Below are 15,120 nucleotides of genomic sequence, written 5' to 3'. Positions count from 1 at the left end.
GTGCTACCTGCCGATGAGCCAACGTGCCAATCTCCCCGGCCGCATGTGGACAGCGACCGGGCAGGTGACGGAATCCTTCGGACGGCCGACAGCTGATGGGCGGGCCCGCGGCTGACCGGTGTCAAGGGCGCCGGCCCGTGGTGACCTTCTGCTCGGGGGTGAAGCCGCCCCACGTCCCGTCGGGGAGCTTGGCCCGGAGCTTCACCCGGTGGGTGTCGCCGGGCTCCTTGCCGATGTAGAAGCTGTGCGTGGCCTTCTTCTGCGGCGCCGTACCGCCGAACACCAGTGAGGTGGCGTTCTTCCCGTCGAGGTGGATCTGGTACTCGGCCACCGCGCCGCCGGTGACCGGCGGCGTCCAGGCCAGCTCGATGTAGTACGCCCCGTCGGTGTGCCGGGTCTTCGCGCGGAAGTCCGTCGGCGCGGTGCCGCGCCCGTCGTCCCGGCCCGCCGCGGTGGTGAGACGGACGGTACGGCTGGCCGGGGACGCGTTGTCGGCCGCGTCGAGCGCCTTGACGGTGAAGCGGTAGGTGGTGCCGGGACGCAGCCCGGTGACGAGGGTGCGCAGCTCGCTCCCGCCCACACTGTGGATCTTGGACGTGCCCTGATGGATCTCGTACGAGGCGACGCCCTGGTCGTCCTTGGACGCGCCCCAGGACAGCGTCACCGCCCGGCTCCCCTCCACCGTGCCCCGCGGCGAGCCGGGGCGTGAGGGCGGCTTCCGGTCCGCGGCGGTGGCGGCCGGCGTGGTGACCGTCAGTTTCTTGCTGGGCTCGCCGACGTTCCCTTCGGCGTCCCGGGCGCGGACGGTGAAGGTGTAGGCGGTGGACGGCTTCAGGCCGCCGACGTCCACCATGTGCTTGCCGCCGGACACGCGCTCGACCCTGGTGGAACCCCGGTACACGTCGTAGCCGGTGACTTCGGTGTCGTCCGTCGCGCGGTTCCACATGACGTGGGCGGTGGTGGCACTGCCCGCCTCGACCGTGACGCCTCGCGGGGCTGCCGGGGGTCGCACGTCCTTCGCATCCTTGTCGCCGCCCCAGGCACAGGCGGTGAGGGAGCAGGCGCCGACGGCGAGGAGGGCGGAAAGGGCGGAGAGGCGGGTGAAGGGGGTGGACAGGTGGGGGGTCCGTCGCACGGTCGTGCCTTCCACTCGGGCGGCATTGGTCCGGACCTATTTCCCCACGGGTGTCGGGTGCACATCAAGGGTGCCGCACGCACCGTCGGGGCTCCGAGCGGTGGCCGAGGTGTAGGACCCGGGACAGATTGGGATGTCTGGTCAGGTGCTACCGGCAGTCGGTCTTCGCTTGCCCGACCGGCCGTCAGTTACCTCCCAGGGAAGGCCCTTTCACATGCGTATCGGAAACGCGGCACTCGGCGCCGCTGTCGGAGTCGTCCTGCTCGTCCCCGCTTCACTGCCCGCCGCGGCGTATCCGCAGGAGCGCAAGTCGCTCGCGATCAGGGGTGGTTCACCGGATCCGGTCAGCCAGGAGGGGCCCGTGTCCGCAGCCGCCCTCCTGGCCAGGACCGCGACCTGTCAGCAGGTCTCGCTCGGCAAGTACCGTACGGACGGCGGAGCTCCCGCGAACGTACCCGTCTGCGGAAAGCGGGGCGCGGTGTTCTGGAAGGCCGACATGGACATCGACTGCGACGGGCGGCCGAGCAGGGCCTGCAACCGGCGCACGGACCCGCTGTTCCAGAACACCACCGCGTTCCAGGAATCGGGCGGCCGCCAGCTGAGCGCCGAAGGACTTCCGTACGTCGTCGTGCCGGGCGCGAGCCGCATCTGGAGCCACACGCGGCACGGCATCACAGGCGGCTCGGTGGCCGCCGTCATCCACGGCGGAAAGGTCCTGTACGCCGTCGTGGGCGACACCGGACCCACCGACCTCATCGGCGAGGCGTCGTACGCGGCGGCCAAGTCCCTCGGCATCAACCCCGACCCCCGGTCCGGCGGCACCGACGCGGGCGTCACCTACATCGTCTTCACCGGCCCCAAGGCGTCCCCCATCGAGAGCCACCGGGCCGCGGTCGCCCGGGGCGACGCGCTGGCCCGGCAGTTCCTCGGCCAGAACTGACCGCCCGGCCTCACACCTTCCGGTAGGAGTACGCCTCGACCGCCGCGGCCTCCACCGCCGCGATGTCGGCGCCCGCGGAGGCGGCCACCACCGCCGCGACCGCGCCCTCCACGAACGGGGCGTCCACCAGGCGGGCACCTTCCGGGAGCTCGTCGCCCTCGGCGATCAGCGCCTTCACGGTCAGGACCGCACTGCCCAGATCGGTGAGGATCGCGATGCCCGCGCCGCCGTCCACCTTCGCGGCGGCCGCGGCGATGAGCTCCGAGCTGGTGCCGAGGCCGCCGTCCTCGGTGCCGCCCGCGGCGGCCACGGGTGCGGTCGTCCCGCCGCCCGCGAGCCCCGTGGCAAGGGCGGCGACGGATTCGGCGACGGGCCCGCTGTGCGAGACGAGGACGATGCCGACCAGCTTGTCGTCACCCACGGCCGGCCTCCGCGGTCTGCGCGAGCGCGTCGAAGAGGAGCGCCGACGAGGTCGCCCCGGGGTCCTGGTGCCCGATGCTGCGCTCGCCCAGATAGCTGGCCCGGCCCTTGCGCGCCTGCAGCGGCGTAGTGGCCAGCGCACCTTCGTCGGCGGCGGCACGCGCCGCGTCGAACGACTCCGAGAGCGCGTCGACCGCGGGCACGAGGGCGTCCAGCATGGTCTTGTCGCCGTGCGCCGCGCCCCCGAGCGCGCTGACGGCGTCGACCCCCGCCCGCAGCGCGTCGGCGAACTCCTGCTCGCTGACCTCGGGCGCGTCACCCAAGGCCTTGCCCGTACGCCGGAGCAGCGTCCCGTACAGCGGCCCCGACGCACCCCCCACGGTCGAGATCAACTGCCGTCCCGCCAAGGTGAGCACGGCCCCGGGCGTGGCCGGTGCGTCCTTCTCCAGAGTGGCCACCACGGCGGCGAACCCACGCTGCAGATTGCTGCCGTGGTCGGCGTCGCCGATCGGCGAGTCCAGCTCGGTGAGCCGCTGCGCCTCCCGGTCGACGAGTGCGGCGGCCGAGGTCAGCCAGTGACGGAAGAATGCGGCATCGAGCACGGAAACTCCTTGCGCGGTAGAACGGTCGGGCACGGGCGGGTACGGAACTGCCATGTGTCGTACGTGGTGACGGCTGGGGGATCAGATACCCCAGCGAAGCCCCGCCGTACGCACCGGGGCGTTCCAGAGCCGCAGCAGCTCCTCGTCGACCTGGCACAGGGTGACGGAGGCCCCGGCCATGTCAAGCGATGTCACGTAGTTGCCGACCAGCGTGTGTGCCACGACGACACCGCGCTCGGCGAGGACGCGCTGGACCTCGGCATTGAAGCCGTACAACTCGAGGAGGGGAGTGGCCCCCATGCCGTTCACGAGCACGAGTACGGGGTTGCGCGGCTGAAGGTCCCCGAGCACCACGTCCACGGCGTAGTCCGCGATCTCGCTCGACGTCATCATCGGGCGCCGCTCACGGCCGGGCTCGCCGTGGATGCCGACGCCCAACTCCAGCTCGCCGGACGGCAGATCGAACGTGGGACTGCCCTTGGCCGGCGTGGAGCAGGCGCTGAGCGCGACGCCGAAACTCCGCGCGTTCTCGTTCACCCGCCGCGCGATCGCCTCCACCCGCTCCAACGGCTGGCCCTCGTCGGCCGCCGCCCCCGCGATCTTCTCCACGTAGAGCGTCGCACCGGTGCCGCGGCGGCCCGCCGTGTAGAGGCTGTCGGTGACGGCCACGTCGTCGTTCACGAGGACCTTCGCGACCTGGATGCCCTCGTCCTCGGCGAGCTCCGCCGCCATGTCGAAGTTGAGGACGTCCCCCGTGTAGTTCTTCACGACGAACAGCACCCCCGCCCCGCTGTCCACGGCGGCAGCGGCCCGCACCATCTGATCCGGCACGGGCGAGGTGAACACCTCACCGGGACAGGCCGCGGACAACATCCCCGGCCCGACGAACCCACCGTGCAGCGGCTCATGCCCGGAGCCCCCGCCGGAGACGAGGGCGACCTTCCCCTCGACGGGGGCGTCCCTGCGCACGATCACGCGGTTGTCCACGTCGATCGTCAGATCGGGATGCGCGGCCGCCATGCCCCGCAGCGCGTCCGCCACGACCGTCTCCGCCACGTTGATGAGCATCTTCATGGGTACCTCCTGTGAGCTGTGCCGGTCTGCGATGGAGTCTACGAGCGCGGCTCGCCCAGGGCATCGGAGACGCGGGGCACAGATCACGGTACGGATCGCTCACGGCCGCTCCCGGGTGCGGCGCCGGCCGGCCGGCAGCGGCACGGGCTCGACTCCCGGGATCACGGTGTTGGTCAGGGTGCCGATGCCCTCGACGGTGAGGCCGACGGTGTCGCCTGCCCGCAGCGGCCGCGGGGTCCGCTCACCGCGCAACCCCCACAGTTCGGCGAGGCATCCGCCGTTTCCGCAGGTCCCGGAGCCGAGCACGTCACCGGGCACGACCCGGGTGCCGCGCGAGGCGTAGGCCGTCATCTCCTCGAAGGTCCAGCTCATGTTGGACAGCAGGTCCTTGCCGACCACCTGGCCGTTGACCTCGGCGGTCAGCGCCAGCCGCAGGAAGCCGTCGGCATCCCGGAAGGGCTCCAGTGTGTCGGCGGTGACCAGGTAAGGGCCCAGGGTCGTGGCGGTGTCCTTGCCCTTGCACGGGCCGAGGCCGGCCTTCATCTCCGCCGACTGCAGGTCGCGGGCCGACCAGTCGTTGAACACCGTGTAGCCGACGATGTGGTCGCGCGCCTGCCGGGGGGTGAGGTCGCGGCCCTCCCGCCCGATGACGGCGCCCACTTCGAGTTCGAAGTCCAGCACGGCTGCCCCGGGCGGCACGGGCACATCCTGGTGGGGGCCGTAGATCGCGTGAGGGTTGGTGAAGTAGAAGGTCGGCGCCGCGTACCACTGCTCGGGTACGCCGCCGGTTCCGTCCACGGAGCGGCGTACGCCCTCGACATGTTCCTCGAAGGTGACGAAGTCCCGTACTGACGTGGGCTGGAGGGGAGGGAGCGGGCGAACCTGCGAGACATGCGGGCCGGGCGGCGCGTCGAGGGCGGCAGCGCCCGCGGCGAGCAGTCCGGGAAGGCCGCCGGTTTCCGCGAGGAGGGCGGTGAGCGAGGTGACCCTGGGCAGGGGGAAGAGGGTGCCGTCGTCCTCCACGACGGCCACGCGGTGGCGCTGTTGATGCTCGTAGGCGGCGAAACGCATGGTGCGGCTCCCGGCGGAGTGGAGGGCGGATCAGACCGGCGGCGCGACGAACACACCGCGGTCGACGTCGTTGAACGACTCCTTGGCGACCAGCTCGTTCATGGCGTTGGCGGTGCCCCACTGGTCGGTGACCTCTGGCTCGGAGAAGTCGTAGACGTGGGGATGCCAGGTGTCCTCGTCCAGGTCCTCCAGCTCGGTGGTGTACTCGACGGTGTTGCCGTGGGGGTCGAGGAAGTAGGTGAAGGTGTTGTCGCCGGCCAGGTGCCTGCCCGGCCCCCAGATCTTCCTGAACCCGGCACGCATGACCCTGCCGGAGCCGCGCATGTACTCGTCGATGCCCCTCATCTCGAAGGAGATGTGGTGCAGGGCGGTGTGCGGGCCCCGGGCGATGGCCATGGAGTGATGCTGGTTGCTGATCCGCATGAAGTGCATGACCTCGCCCATGTGCGGTGAGCTCAGGCTGTCCGAGAGGCGGAATCCGAGGTGACGCTCGTACCACTCCCGAGTCCGGTTCAGATCGGGGGAGTTGAGCACCACGTGCGAGAGCTTGACGGGGATGGCCTCCTTCTCCTCGATCTTGCGGTGCTTTCGGACCTCGACGTCGGCGGAGACCTCGATGGTGCGCCCGTCGACGTCGAAGAAGCGGAAGCCGTAGCCGCCTCCGGGGGTGTCGACCTTGCCGGGCCGTGAGACCAACTGGACGTCAGCAGCCAGGAGTTGCTCGGCCAGGGCGTCGACATCAGCCGCGCTCGCCGCGCCGTAGGAGACGAGGTCGAGGCGCTTCTCCTCGGCCTTGCGCAGCCGGACGACGTACTGCTCGGGCGAGCCCTCCGCGGCCAGGAAGGAGACACCGGAGTCCTCGGCGACCTTGGACAGGCCCCAGACGCCGGAGTAGAAGTCGAGTTGCTTTTCGTAGTCGGGTACGGCGAGATCGACGTGCCGCAGATGGGTGAGCAGACGTGCGCTCATGGTTTTCTCCTCAGGCGGGGATGATGTCGAGCAGGGCGGCGGCGTTCGCGCCGCGTACGGCGTCGAAGTCGTCCTTGGACAGGCCGGCCGACCGCAGGGCCCTGACCGGGTCGTCGCTTCCCATGTCGAAGGGGAAGTCGGACCCGAGCAGGACACGGTCTGCTCCCGCGACGCGGACCAGTTCCCGCAGGACGTGCGGGTCATGGACGAGGGAGTCGAAGTACAGCCGGGCGAGGTAGCTGCTCGGCAGGTGCGCGCAGCCGGCGCCCGCGTCGGGGCGGGCCGACCAGGCGTGGTCGGAGCGGCCGATGTGGGTGGGCAGATAGCCGCCGCCGTGCGCCGCGATCACCTTCAGGCCGGGGTGCCGGTCGAGGACTCCGGAGAAGATGAGATGGGAGAGGGCGACGGCGTTCTCGGTGGGCTGGCCGACGGTGTTGGACAGGTACCACCGGTCCAGACGGTCGTCGAGCGTGCAGCCGAAAGGGTGCAGGAAGATGAGCGAGCCCGTCTCATCGGCGCGGGACCAGAACGGCGCGTAGGCCGGGTCGGACAGCTCGCGCCCGGGTGCGTGACTGGAGATCTCCACGCCGGACAGGCCCTGTTCCAGGGCGTGTTCCAGGGCACGCACCATGAGAGCGGGGTGCTGGAGCGGCACGAGCCCCAGACCGTGCAACCGGCCGGGAGCGGCCGAACAGTGCGACGCCGTCGCTTCGTTGGCCAGCCGGTACACCCTTTCGGCCGTCTCCTCACCGGCCCAGTAGTGGTAGTGCGAGGGGGAGGGGCTGACGAGCTGGAGATCAACGCCCTGCTCGTCCATCGCGGCCAGACGTACGGCGGGGTCGGTCAGCGCGGGGAGGCGTTCGCGCACCATGGGGCCGCTCACCGCGAGAGCCTCGGGGCCGTTGCGGCGAGCGTCCAGGGCCCGGGACGCTTCGTGGCCGGGCAGGCCCGCGACGAGTGCCTCGACCTCGGGCAGCAGGACGTGGGCGTGCACGTCGACGGTGGGCGTGCTCACGGCAGCTGCCTGAGCATCGCCATGGTCCGGCCCATCACGCCGGGCACGTCGGCGTCGCGTACGCCGTCGAGCTGCCACTGCCCGATCTGTACGGACGCCTCGACCACCGGACGCACCCGCGCGACGCGCCGCTCGAAGTACGCCTGGAAGAGCGCGTGGTCCCAGACGTCGGACCCGGTGAGCAGCTGGGCGAGTACCCAGGCGTCCTCCAGCGAGAGGGCGGCGCCCTGCGCGAGGGTGGGCGGGCAGCAGTGGGCCGCGTCGCCGATGAGCACGACCCGTCCGCGATGCCAGGAACCCTCGACGAGCATCCGGTCGAACCACGTGTAGTTGACCCGCGCGGGGTCGGTGATGTGCTGGGTGATCTCCGGCCAGAAGCCGCCGTAGGCGGAAGTCAGGCGGCGCATCTCGTCGGCGTAGGACTCGGCAGGTATCGCGGCGCGGTCGCGGTTGGCCTCGACGACGAAGGCGTACAGGGTGGTGTCGCTGGTGGGGCAGTAACCGGCGATGTAGGCCGGGCCGCCGTAGGCCAGGTCGGCGCGCGTGACGCCGGCGGGGCGCGGGGCGGCGACCCGCCAGATGGCCATGCCGGTGGGCTCGGGAACGGCCGCGATGCCGATCGCCGCGCGGGTGGCGGAACCCAGGCCGTCGGCGGCGATCACCAGGTCGTAGCGCTGTTCGGAGCCGTCGCTGAGGCGGACCAGGACGCCGTCCGCGTCCTGGTCCAGGGACCTGGCAGTGGTGCCCAGGCGGACGGATGCGCCGCCGGAGCGCACGGCCCCGATCAGGATCTGCTGAAGGTGAGGGCGCTGGATGCCGACGGTGGCGGGCAGGTCGTCGCCGCCGGTGCGCAGGTCGTCGGCGGCGTGCAGCACGGCACCGTCCGGCGAGACGATGCCGACGGAGCCGAAGCCGAAGCCGGACGCCTCGACCTGGTCCCACACGCCGAGTTCGCGCAGCACGCGCAGGGCGTTGCCCTGGAGGGTGATGCCGGAGCCTGCGGTGGCGTTCCAGTCGTCCTTGGCCTCGACCAGGTCCACCGCGATACCGGCGCGACGCAGCAGGATCGTGACGGCGTTACCGGCGGCGCCGCCGCCGACGACCAGGACACTGCGGGGTTGAGTCATGGGAAGTTCCTTGCTTCTGGGGCTACTTGACGGCGCGGGACTATGTGACGGCGCGGAGTTACTTGACGGCGAGCGGGTTGACGGGCGAGCCGACCGCGCCGGTGATGGGCAGGGGCGCTGCGGTGAGCCAGAACTCGTACACGCCGTCGGTGGCGCAGTCATCGGCGAGCGCGTCCAGGTCCCACATCTCGCCGATGAGCAGACCGATGTGGGGGATGGCGACCTGGTGCAGCGGCTGGAAGGCGTGCTCGAACTCGCTGGGCCGCACCTCGAACCCCCACGTGTCGGTCGCGATCGCGGCGATCTCGCAGCCGTGCAGCCAGCCTGCGGCGGTGAAGGAGAGACCGGGGGCCGGGCCGCCCGCGTAGTCGCCCCAGCCGTCGCGGCGCACCCGGGCGAGCTGCCCGGTGCGCACCAGCGCGATGTCGCCGCGGCCCACCCGCACGCCCTGGGCCTCGGCGGTCGCCGTCAGCTGCTCCCCGGTGATGGCGAAGCCGTCGGGCAGCTCGCCGTCCGCGCCGAGAACCCGGCCGACGTCCAGGAGCACGCCCCGGCCGGCGACGTGCGGAGCCATGTGCTCGACGCCGGTGACCCGATCGCCGTCGGAGGTGACGACCTTCTCGGCGGCGCGTCCGTTCCACGCCTTGCCGTGGTCGAAGATGTGGCCGAGGCCGTCCCACTGGGTGGAGCACTGGAGCGGCATGGCGATCACGTCGTCCGCGCCGCCGATGCCGTGCGGGAGCCCCTGGTTGCCGAGGGCCGCGTCGGTGCCGGTGTCCAGCATGGTGTGGACGGGGTTGGTGCGCCGCCGCCAGCCCTTCTGCGGGCCGTTGATGTCGAAGGCCTGGGAGAGGGAGAAGCTCACACCTCGCCGGACCAGTGCGGCGCCTTCGCGGCGCTTGGCCTCGTCGAGAAAGTTCAGTGTGCCGAGGACGTCGTCCTCGCCCCAACGGCCCCAGTTGGAGACCGCCTTGGCGGTTCGCGCGATGGAGCCCTCGGGGTCGTGGCGGTCCGGATTCACCGCGTCGTCTCCGCCACGCAACGGGTGCGCTGGCCGCCGAGCCCGGTGATGGAGCCCTCCATGACGTCGCCGTCGCGCAGCAGCCGGCCCCAGTGCATGCCGTTGCCGGCCGGGGACCCGGTCAGCACCAGGTCGCCGGGGAGCAGGCGCGCGGCCTGGGAGGCGTAGGACACCATGCGGGCGACGTCGAAGATCATGTCCTTGGTGGACTCGTCCTGCATGGTCTCTCCGTTCAGCCTGAGCAGCAGCCGCAGGTCGCCGGGGTCCGCGATCGACGCGGCGGGCACGATCCAGGGGCCGAGCGGCGTGAAGCCGGGCGCGTTCTTGCTGCGCAGCCAGTCCGTGCCGATCTGCGGCATGTCCCGGCGGAAGACCGTGGCCCGGTCGGTGAGGTCGTTGGCGATCGTGTAACCGGCGACGTGCTGCAGGGCCTCCGCCACGGATACCCGATGGGCCGGCCTGCCGATCACGGCCGCCAACTCCAGCTCCCAGTCGGGCTTTTCGGACCACGCGGGCAGCACGACGTCGTCGTACGGACCGGTGATGGCGCTCGGCAGTCCGATGAAGACGTACGGCAGATCCTCGGCCGCCCGGCGGTCCATGATCTCGGCGGCCTCGGCGCGCCGCTCCTCATCGGGCCGTTCGTCGGACGGGTCGCGGTGGGCGACATGCAGGTCGATGACGTGCTGCCGGTAGTTGGCCCCGGACTGGAACACCTGACGCGGCTCGACGGGGGCGTGCACGCGGAAGTCCGCCAGAGGCTTCCACCGCGCGTGCGCCCCGCCGCTTTCACCGGCCAGCGCGGCCAGACGCGCTTCAGCCGTGGACCAGTCGTCGAGGAGGCCCCGGACGGACAAGTGAGCGTCCCCGAATGCGTCTTGAAGGTCGGCCACCTGGGCGTCCGGCGTGACGAGAGCGGGGAAAGGGGGCCCGTCCGGGGCCGAGAGCGTGGCGAGGGCGAAGGGTCCTGCGAAGGGTGCGGACGCGGCTTCAGATTTCACGGACATGTCCTCCTGGGTGCGGTGTGACTAATCTGGACCCGTTACGCGCAATCAGGGAAATCGATTCTGTGGATGACAGACATCCACCGCAGTTATCTCCGCTGGTCAACCGCAGTTATCCACCCTGGTCAACGCCCTGCAGCAGAAGGAAGTCCGTGAATCTGGCCCGCCTCGACCTCAACCTCGTCGTCGCCCTCCGTGCGCTCCTCGAAGAGCGCAACGTCACCCGCGCGGGGGAGCGCGTCGGCATCAGCCAGCCCGCGATGAGCGCGGCCCTGGCCCGGCTGCGCCGGCACTTCGACGACGACCTGCTCGCGCGCGTCGGCGGCCACTACGAACTCACCGCCCTCGGCCAGGTCCTCCTCGACCGCACCTCCACCGCGTACGACCTGCTGGAGCGCCTCTTCGCCAGCCAGGCCCACTTCGACCCGGCAAGGGAGCGCCGCGAGTTCAAGCTCGTGGCCTCCGACTACGCCGTCGCCGTCTTCGGCGCCGAACTCGCCCGCGTCGTGCACGAGGAGGCCCCCGGCATCCGGCTGCGCTTCACCCAGACCCCGGCCACCGTGGTCGACGACACCGCCGCCCTCCTGAGCGCCACCGACGGCCTGCTCATGCCGCACGGCGTCATCAGCGACTTTCCCGCCACCGACCTCTACGCGGACCGGTGGGTCTTCCTCGTCGCGGACGACCACCCCGACGTCGGCGACCACCTCACCCGCGAGGACCTGGCCCGGCTGCCCTGGGTCACCTACCAGCGCACCTACGACGCGCCGGCCGTGCGCCAACTCGGCATGCTCGGCGTCGAACCCCGGGCGGAGGTGTCGGTCGACAACTTCCAGCTGCTGCCGCTCATGGTCGCGGGCACCCGGCGCATCGCTCTCGTACAGGCCCGCCTGGCCCGGCTGTTCGCGCCGGTCACCGCCGTGCGCGTCCTGGAGCCGCCCTACGACGCGGTTCCGCTGCGGGAGGCCCTGTGGTGGCATCCCGTGCACACCCACGACGCGGGCCACATCTGGCTGCGCGAGACAGCGGCACGCGTCGGTGGTCGCATGATCGATTCCCGCACCCTCGACTGATTGCCGCTCCTGCCGCGGCATGTGCCAGTGGCCTCTTTCGGCCGTTGTTGCGGGGTGTCCCTCTGGTGGTCCTCGGCCGTCGAAACGGCTTGTTGGAGGGGGTGTCGGGCTCTCGGCGGGCACGTGCACAGTCGGTATGCCACAGGTGGTGGCGGCGCTCGGGGCGGGGCGTTCGGGTGAGTCCGGCCAGCGCGTGCGAGCGGCTTATTGCGAGCTGTTCGCAACTACTTTTCGATGGCCAGAAGGCGACCGGGGGGCCTTTTCGGCGCCAGGCGCAGGGGTGATCGTGGGGGAAGCGGAGGGACCCCCTCTGCGGCAGGAGCCTGTTGCGGGTCGATCGCCGCGGCACGGTTCGAATGCACCTCATCCCCACGTGACATTCCCTCCCCGTACTCACCCGACAGGGGCCACACCCCGGCCCTGGCAAGGGAGTTGGTCAAGACGATGCATGGTGAACGCCCTCCGGACCGGCGAGACGTCCGGGATGATCCGGTCACCGTCGCGGTCGCCGGCGCCGAGTTCGGCTGGGGCAGCTCGGGCAAGCTGAGCGCCGTCCTGACCGCGCTGCGCGAACGGTCCGCCCGACCGCTGAGGTTCATCGGCCTCGCATCGGGCCTCGGCCGCCCGCTCCTGACGCGGCACGGGGTCGAGCACTGGTACGACCTGCCGGCCGAGGTGCCCGCGGGCGAAAGGGCCGATGCCGTGGCCAAGGTCGTGGAGGCGGAGCGGATCGAGGCGGCCGTCGTCGTGCTCGACGGTCCCGCGGCCGTGGCCCTGGAGACTGCGGGCGTACCGACCGTGTTCGTGGACAGCCTGCCGTTCCTGTGGACCGAGGGCGACCTGCCCGAACTCCCGCTCGAGGTCTCCGTCTACTGCGCGCAGCAGTGCGTCGAACTGCCCCAGGAGTGCATCGGCGTCCTCGGATCCGTACGCGACCTGCGCTGGGTCGAAGCGGTGATCGGCGCTCCCCCCGAGGTGCAGCGGCCCCGGCACAGTCGCCCGGAACCGTTCCGGCGTGCCCTGGTGAACCTGGGCGGTCTGCGCGCCCCCGGCCTGGCCGACTGGACGCGCTATCCGGAGATCGTCCTGCCCGCGGTGCTCGAAGCCCTCGCAACGTACGGCGTCCGTGAGGCGCATGTGGCGGGCAACCTGCCCGCCGAACTGGCCGAGCGGCTCCGTGCGACGGGCCACGCGGGCCTCGGCGTGACGGCGGGCCCGCTCTCCCACGCCGAGTTCCTCGACCGGCTCGCCGACTGCGATGTCCTGCTGACCTCGCCGGGGCTCACCACCTTGCTGGAGGCCGGCAGCCTCGGGGTGCCCACCGTCTGCCTGCCGCCGCAGAACCTCAGCCAGATCTTCAACGGCCGCTTCCACAGCAGCGCCGTCCATTGCGACGTCAGAACCGTCTGGCCGCCGGAGGTCTTCGCCGAGGACGAGGCCCTGGTCCGCCGGTCACAGGGCGAGGACGCGGGCCTGCGGGTCATCTACGGGGGAATCGCCGCCGCCGCCGAGCCGGGCAACGCCCCGCGGTTCGTAACCGCCGTACGCGAGCGCGTACTTGAGGCCCTGGGGCGTGCGTCGACCGGCGCCGCATGGGGCGGCCTCGCCGCCCAGGTCGGCACCCGTGGCGCCGCCCAGGTGGCCGACGCCCTGCTCGACGTACTCGACGTACTCGACAGGGAGCCGCGCCCCGGCCCCGCCGGGCCCACGGCTCCGCGTACCGTCCAGGAAGGCATCGACGTACATGACTGAGCGTCAGCGCTATCTCTTCGTCAGGCTCCTGGAAGCCTGCAACGCGGACTGCTTCATGTGCGAGTTCGCGCTCTCCCGTGACACCTTCCGCTTCTCGCTCGAGGACTTCGCCGAACTGCTGCCGAAGGCCCGCGCGGCCGGCGTGGGCTATGTACGGTTCACCGGCGGCGAACCCCTCATGCATCAGGACGTCGTCGAGCTGGTACGGGCGGGCACGGACGCGGGCATGAAGATGTCCATGATCACCAACGGCATGATGCTGCCGAAGAAGGCTCCGCGGCTCGCCGATGCGGGGCTCGCCCAGGTGATCGTCAGTCTCGACGGCGGCTCCGCGGCGACCCACGACGTCTACCGGCGTTCCCCCGGCATGTTCGACAACGGCCTGCGAGGGCTGCGCGACGCCGCAGCACTTGGCGTCCTGCCCCGGGTCAACACCGTGGTCGGGCCGCACAACTACACGGAGATGCCGGACCTGCAGAAGGTGCTCACCGAGGCCGGCGTCAAGCAATGGGAGCTCTCCGCGCTGAAGTTGGAGCGCTCCATCACCTACCCCGATCCCGATCACGTGCGCGCGGTCTGCGACCCGATCTACGACGCGGATCCCGGCTCCCTCCTCGTGCCGCTCGGCAAGCGCTTCTACGGAGACACCCCGGAGGAGCAGGAGCGCTATTTCGCCGAGTCACTGACCCCGCGGGCCTCGGAGCCGCTCTGCCACGTCGTGGACGACGTGATCTACATCGACGGCAAGTACGGCCGCATGTACGCCTGCAGCTGCCTCCCGCACCGGGAAGGGGAGGACCTGGGCGGTGCCCCGCTGCGCGAAGGCGGCGCCATCCACCTGGACACACCGGTCTTCCGTACCCACGCGGACTTCTTCCGCGAGCGGGGACCCGACATGTGCGGCGGCTGCTCCACGACGGCCGCCGGCTACAGCGACGACGTCGCCCGGCTCGGGGTGGCGGCGCCGTGGCAGTACTGAGCCCCGGCGGGGCAGCCACGCCCCCGTCCGGTCCCGCCCCGCGCCGGGTGCTGCTGGTGTCGCGGGACGACGAACTCGACTCGCTGCTCGCCGGGCGGCGTATCGCCGCGCACCTGGGCGAACTTGAGAGGGCGGAAGACGGAGGCGGGACCGGTGAAGGCGGGCCGCCGCCCGACGTGGCCCTGGTCTGCGACGACGACGCCGCCACCCGCCGTCTCCTCGACCTGGGCGTACCGGTCGTGCGGCTGTGCTCGGGACACCGGGCCACCGGCGCCCCTCTGGCGGCGGAGGCCGAAGGGGCACTGCTCCGCGTACACCGTCCGGGATGGCTTCCCGGCCCCTGGCCCGCGACTCCCGGCGGCGCACGCACCACCGGCGTGCTCGCGCCCGCCCGCATGACTCGCGGGCGCCGGCGGAGCGGCACCCTGCTTCTGCTCTCACTGTGGGGCGCCCCGGCCGGGGACACGGAGGCGTTCACCTCCGACGCGCTGCGGCAGATCGCCGCGGAGGCCGTGCGCCGCACGCAGCGGTGCCAGGTGGTCTGCGACACCGGCGTCGAGCGGGTGCGTGCCGCCCTCGAAGGCATGGACGGCGTACGGGTCCTGCGCGCCGCGGACACCGACGTCGACGCCCTGCACGCCGGCACCGAACTGCTCCTGGCAAGCCCCACGTTGGGCGCGGTGGCGCTCGCCCAGGCCCGGCGCGCGCCGCTCGCCTTTCTCCCGCCGCTCGGCGACGCGCAGCGCGACCTCGCCGACCGCGTCGCCCGTGCGGCCCCCGTCCCCGTGGCCGCCGATCCGCGAGCCCCCACCCTCTGGGGCCCCGAGAGGCCGGACCCGTGGTCCGCGCTCGACGGCGCCGCGGACGACCTGCGGGGCGCACAGCGTGTCGCCCGCACCCTGCGCCAGCTCTCCCTCGCCCCCCTGTGACAGGTCACC

At 71.7% G+C, this 15,120-nt stretch carries 15 protein-coding genes; 5 read left to right on the top strand and 10 right to left on the bottom strand.

Annotated elements, in window-relative coordinates:
- Window positions 1-121 precede the first annotated feature (121 nt).
- Window positions 122-1,135: a fibronectin type III domain-containing protein gene (locus tag ABXJ52_RS03885; RefSeq protein ID WP_367039157.1), complete on the bottom strand. Its 1,014-nt coding sequence runs from the start codon at window positions 1,133-1,135 to the stop codon at window positions 122-124.
- A gap of 214 nt (window positions 1,136-1,349) precedes the next feature.
- Here ABXJ52_RS03885 and ABXJ52_RS03880 point away from each other — a divergent pair, with 214 nt between their 5' ends.
- Window positions 1,350-2,075 carry a glycoside hydrolase family 75 protein gene (locus ABXJ52_RS03880; RefSeq protein WP_367039155.1) on the top strand — a complete coding sequence of 242 codons (726 nt, stop codon included), beginning with the start codon at window positions 1,350-1,352 and terminating at the stop codon, window positions 2,073-2,075.
- Between the two features lie 10 nt (window positions 2,076-2,085).
- Here ABXJ52_RS03880 and ABXJ52_RS03875 read toward each other — a convergent pair whose 3' ends face one another.
- The 9 genes from ABXJ52_RS03875 to ABXJ52_RS03835 form a co-directional block, all read right to left on the bottom strand.
- On the bottom strand, window positions 2,086-2,496 hold the full coding sequence (locus ABXJ52_RS03875; RefSeq protein ID WP_367039153.1) for a PTS fructose transporter subunit IIA: 411 nt from the start codon (window positions 2,494-2,496) through the stop codon (window positions 2,086-2,088).
- Window positions 2,489-3,097, bottom strand: coding sequence for a dihydroxyacetone kinase subunit DhaL (dhaL, locus tag ABXJ52_RS03870; RefSeq protein ID WP_367039151.1), 609 nt, complete (start codon window positions 3,095-3,097; stop codon window positions 2,489-2,491). The genes ABXJ52_RS03875 and dhaL overlap by 8 nt, the downstream gene beginning before the upstream one ends.
- An 81-nt stretch (window positions 3,098-3,178) precedes the next feature.
- Window positions 3,179-4,171, bottom strand: a complete 993-nt coding sequence (gene dhaK / locus ABXJ52_RS03865; RefSeq protein ID WP_367039150.1) for a dihydroxyacetone kinase subunit DhaK — start codon at window positions 4,169-4,171, stop codon at window positions 3,179-3,181.
- Between the two features lie 99 nt (window positions 4,172-4,270).
- The gene (locus ABXJ52_RS03860) at window positions 4,271-5,242 is read right to left on the bottom strand and encodes a fumarylacetoacetate hydrolase family protein (protein ID WP_367039148.1); all 972 of its coding nucleotides are present in this window, start codon (window positions 5,240-5,242) and stop codon (window positions 4,271-4,273) included.
- 30 nt (window positions 5,243-5,272) lie between these two features.
- Window positions 5,273-6,211: a VOC family protein gene (locus ABXJ52_RS03855; RefSeq protein WP_367039146.1), complete on the bottom strand. Its 939-nt coding sequence runs from the start codon at window positions 6,209-6,211 to the stop codon at window positions 5,273-5,275.
- A 10-nt stretch (window positions 6,212-6,221) separates the two neighbouring features.
- The gene (locus ABXJ52_RS03850; RefSeq protein ID WP_367039144.1) at window positions 6,222-7,226 is read right to left on the bottom strand and encodes an amidohydrolase family protein; all 1,005 of its coding nucleotides are present in this window, start codon (window positions 7,224-7,226) and stop codon (window positions 6,222-6,224) included.
- Window positions 7,223-8,353, bottom strand: a complete 1,131-nt coding sequence (locus ABXJ52_RS03845) for an FAD-dependent oxidoreductase (RefSeq protein ID WP_367039143.1) — start codon at window positions 8,351-8,353, stop codon at window positions 7,223-7,225. Before ABXJ52_RS03845 ends, ABXJ52_RS03850 begins: the two co-directional genes overlap by 4 nt.
- A gap of 58 nt (window positions 8,354-8,411) precedes the next feature.
- Window positions 8,412-9,374 (bottom strand): cyclase family protein, encoded by a 963-nt coding sequence (locus ABXJ52_RS03840; protein ID WP_367039141.1) that lies wholly within the window; start codon window positions 9,372-9,374, stop codon window positions 8,412-8,414.
- A complete protein-coding gene (locus tag ABXJ52_RS03835) occupies window positions 9,371-10,381 on the bottom strand; it encodes a fumarylacetoacetate hydrolase family protein (protein WP_367039139.1) in 1,011 nt (336 codons plus the stop codon). The genes ABXJ52_RS03840 and ABXJ52_RS03835 overlap by 4 nt, the downstream gene beginning before the upstream one ends.
- Before the next feature lie 149 nt (window positions 10,382-10,530).
- Between ABXJ52_RS03835 and ABXJ52_RS03830 the strand changes: the two genes are divergently transcribed.
- The 4 genes from ABXJ52_RS03830 to blsF all read left to right on the top strand — a co-directional run bounded on the left by ABXJ52_RS03830 (window position 10,531) and on the right by blsF (window position 15,111).
- Window positions 10,531-11,451, top strand: coding sequence for a LysR family transcriptional regulator (locus ABXJ52_RS03830; protein ID WP_367039137.1), 921 nt, complete (start codon window positions 10,531-10,533; stop codon window positions 11,449-11,451).
- Window positions 11,452-11,895: 444 nt separating this feature from the next.
- Window positions 11,896-13,203: a hydroxymethylcytosylglucuronate/cytosylglucuronate synthase gene (locus tag ABXJ52_RS03825; RefSeq protein ID WP_367039136.1), complete on the top strand. Its 1,308-nt coding sequence runs from the start codon at window positions 11,896-11,898 to the stop codon at window positions 13,201-13,203.
- On the top strand, window positions 13,196-14,182 hold the full coding sequence (blsE, locus tag ABXJ52_RS03820; protein ID WP_367039134.1) for a cytosylglucuronate decarboxylase: 987 nt from the start codon (window positions 13,196-13,198) through the stop codon (window positions 14,180-14,182). The genes ABXJ52_RS03825 and blsE overlap by 8 nt, the downstream gene beginning before the upstream one ends.
- Window positions 14,170-15,111, top strand: coding sequence for a CGA synthase-related protein (gene blsF / locus ABXJ52_RS03815; protein WP_367039132.1), 942 nt, complete (start codon window positions 14,170-14,172; stop codon window positions 15,109-15,111). Before blsE ends, blsF begins: the two co-directional genes overlap by 13 nt.
- Window positions 15,112-15,120 lie beyond the last annotated feature (9 nt).

Origin of the sequence: Streptomyces sp. Je 1-332, from assembly GCF_040730185.1 — a bacterium.
Taxonomy (GTDB): domain Bacteria; phylum Actinomycetota; class Actinomycetes; order Streptomycetales; family Streptomycetaceae; genus Streptomyces.
The sequence above is the reverse complement of the archived record's forward strand: the minus strand, read 5'-3'. Positions and strand labels throughout refer to the sequence as shown.

What these genes read in the sequence shown, in the direction of transcription:
- blsE (WP_367039134.1), top strand. Translation starts at nt 13,196, where the DNA reads ATGACTGAGCGTCAGCGCTATCTCTTCGTCAGGCTCCTGGAAGCCTGC.
- ABXJ52_RS03845 (WP_367039143.1), bottom strand. Translation starts at nt 8,353, where the DNA reads ATGACTCAACCCCGCAGTGTCCTGGTCGTCGGCGGCGGCGCCGCCGGT.
- ABXJ52_RS03835 (WP_367039139.1), bottom strand. Translation starts at nt 10,381, where the DNA reads ATGTCCGTGAAATCTGAAGCCGCGTCCGCACCCTTCGCAGGACCCTTC.
- dhaK (WP_367039150.1), bottom strand. Translation starts at nt 4,171, where the DNA reads ATGAAGATGCTCATCAACGTGGCGGAGACGGTCGTGGCGGACGCGCTG.
- ABXJ52_RS03880 (WP_367039155.1), top strand. Translation starts at nt 1,350, where the DNA reads ATGCGTATCGGAAACGCGGCACTCGGCGCCGCTGTCGGAGTCGTCCTG.
- ABXJ52_RS03860 (WP_367039148.1), bottom strand. Translation starts at nt 5,242, where the DNA reads ATGCGTTTCGCCGCCTACGAGCATCAACAGCGCCACCGCGTGGCCGTC.
- ABXJ52_RS03825 (WP_367039136.1), top strand. Translation starts at nt 11,896, where the DNA reads ATGCATGGTGAACGCCCTCCGGACCGGCGAGACGTCCGGGATGATCCG.
- ABXJ52_RS03855 (WP_367039146.1), bottom strand. Translation starts at nt 6,211, where the DNA reads ATGAGCGCACGTCTGCTCACCCATCTGCGGCACGTCGATCTCGCCGTA.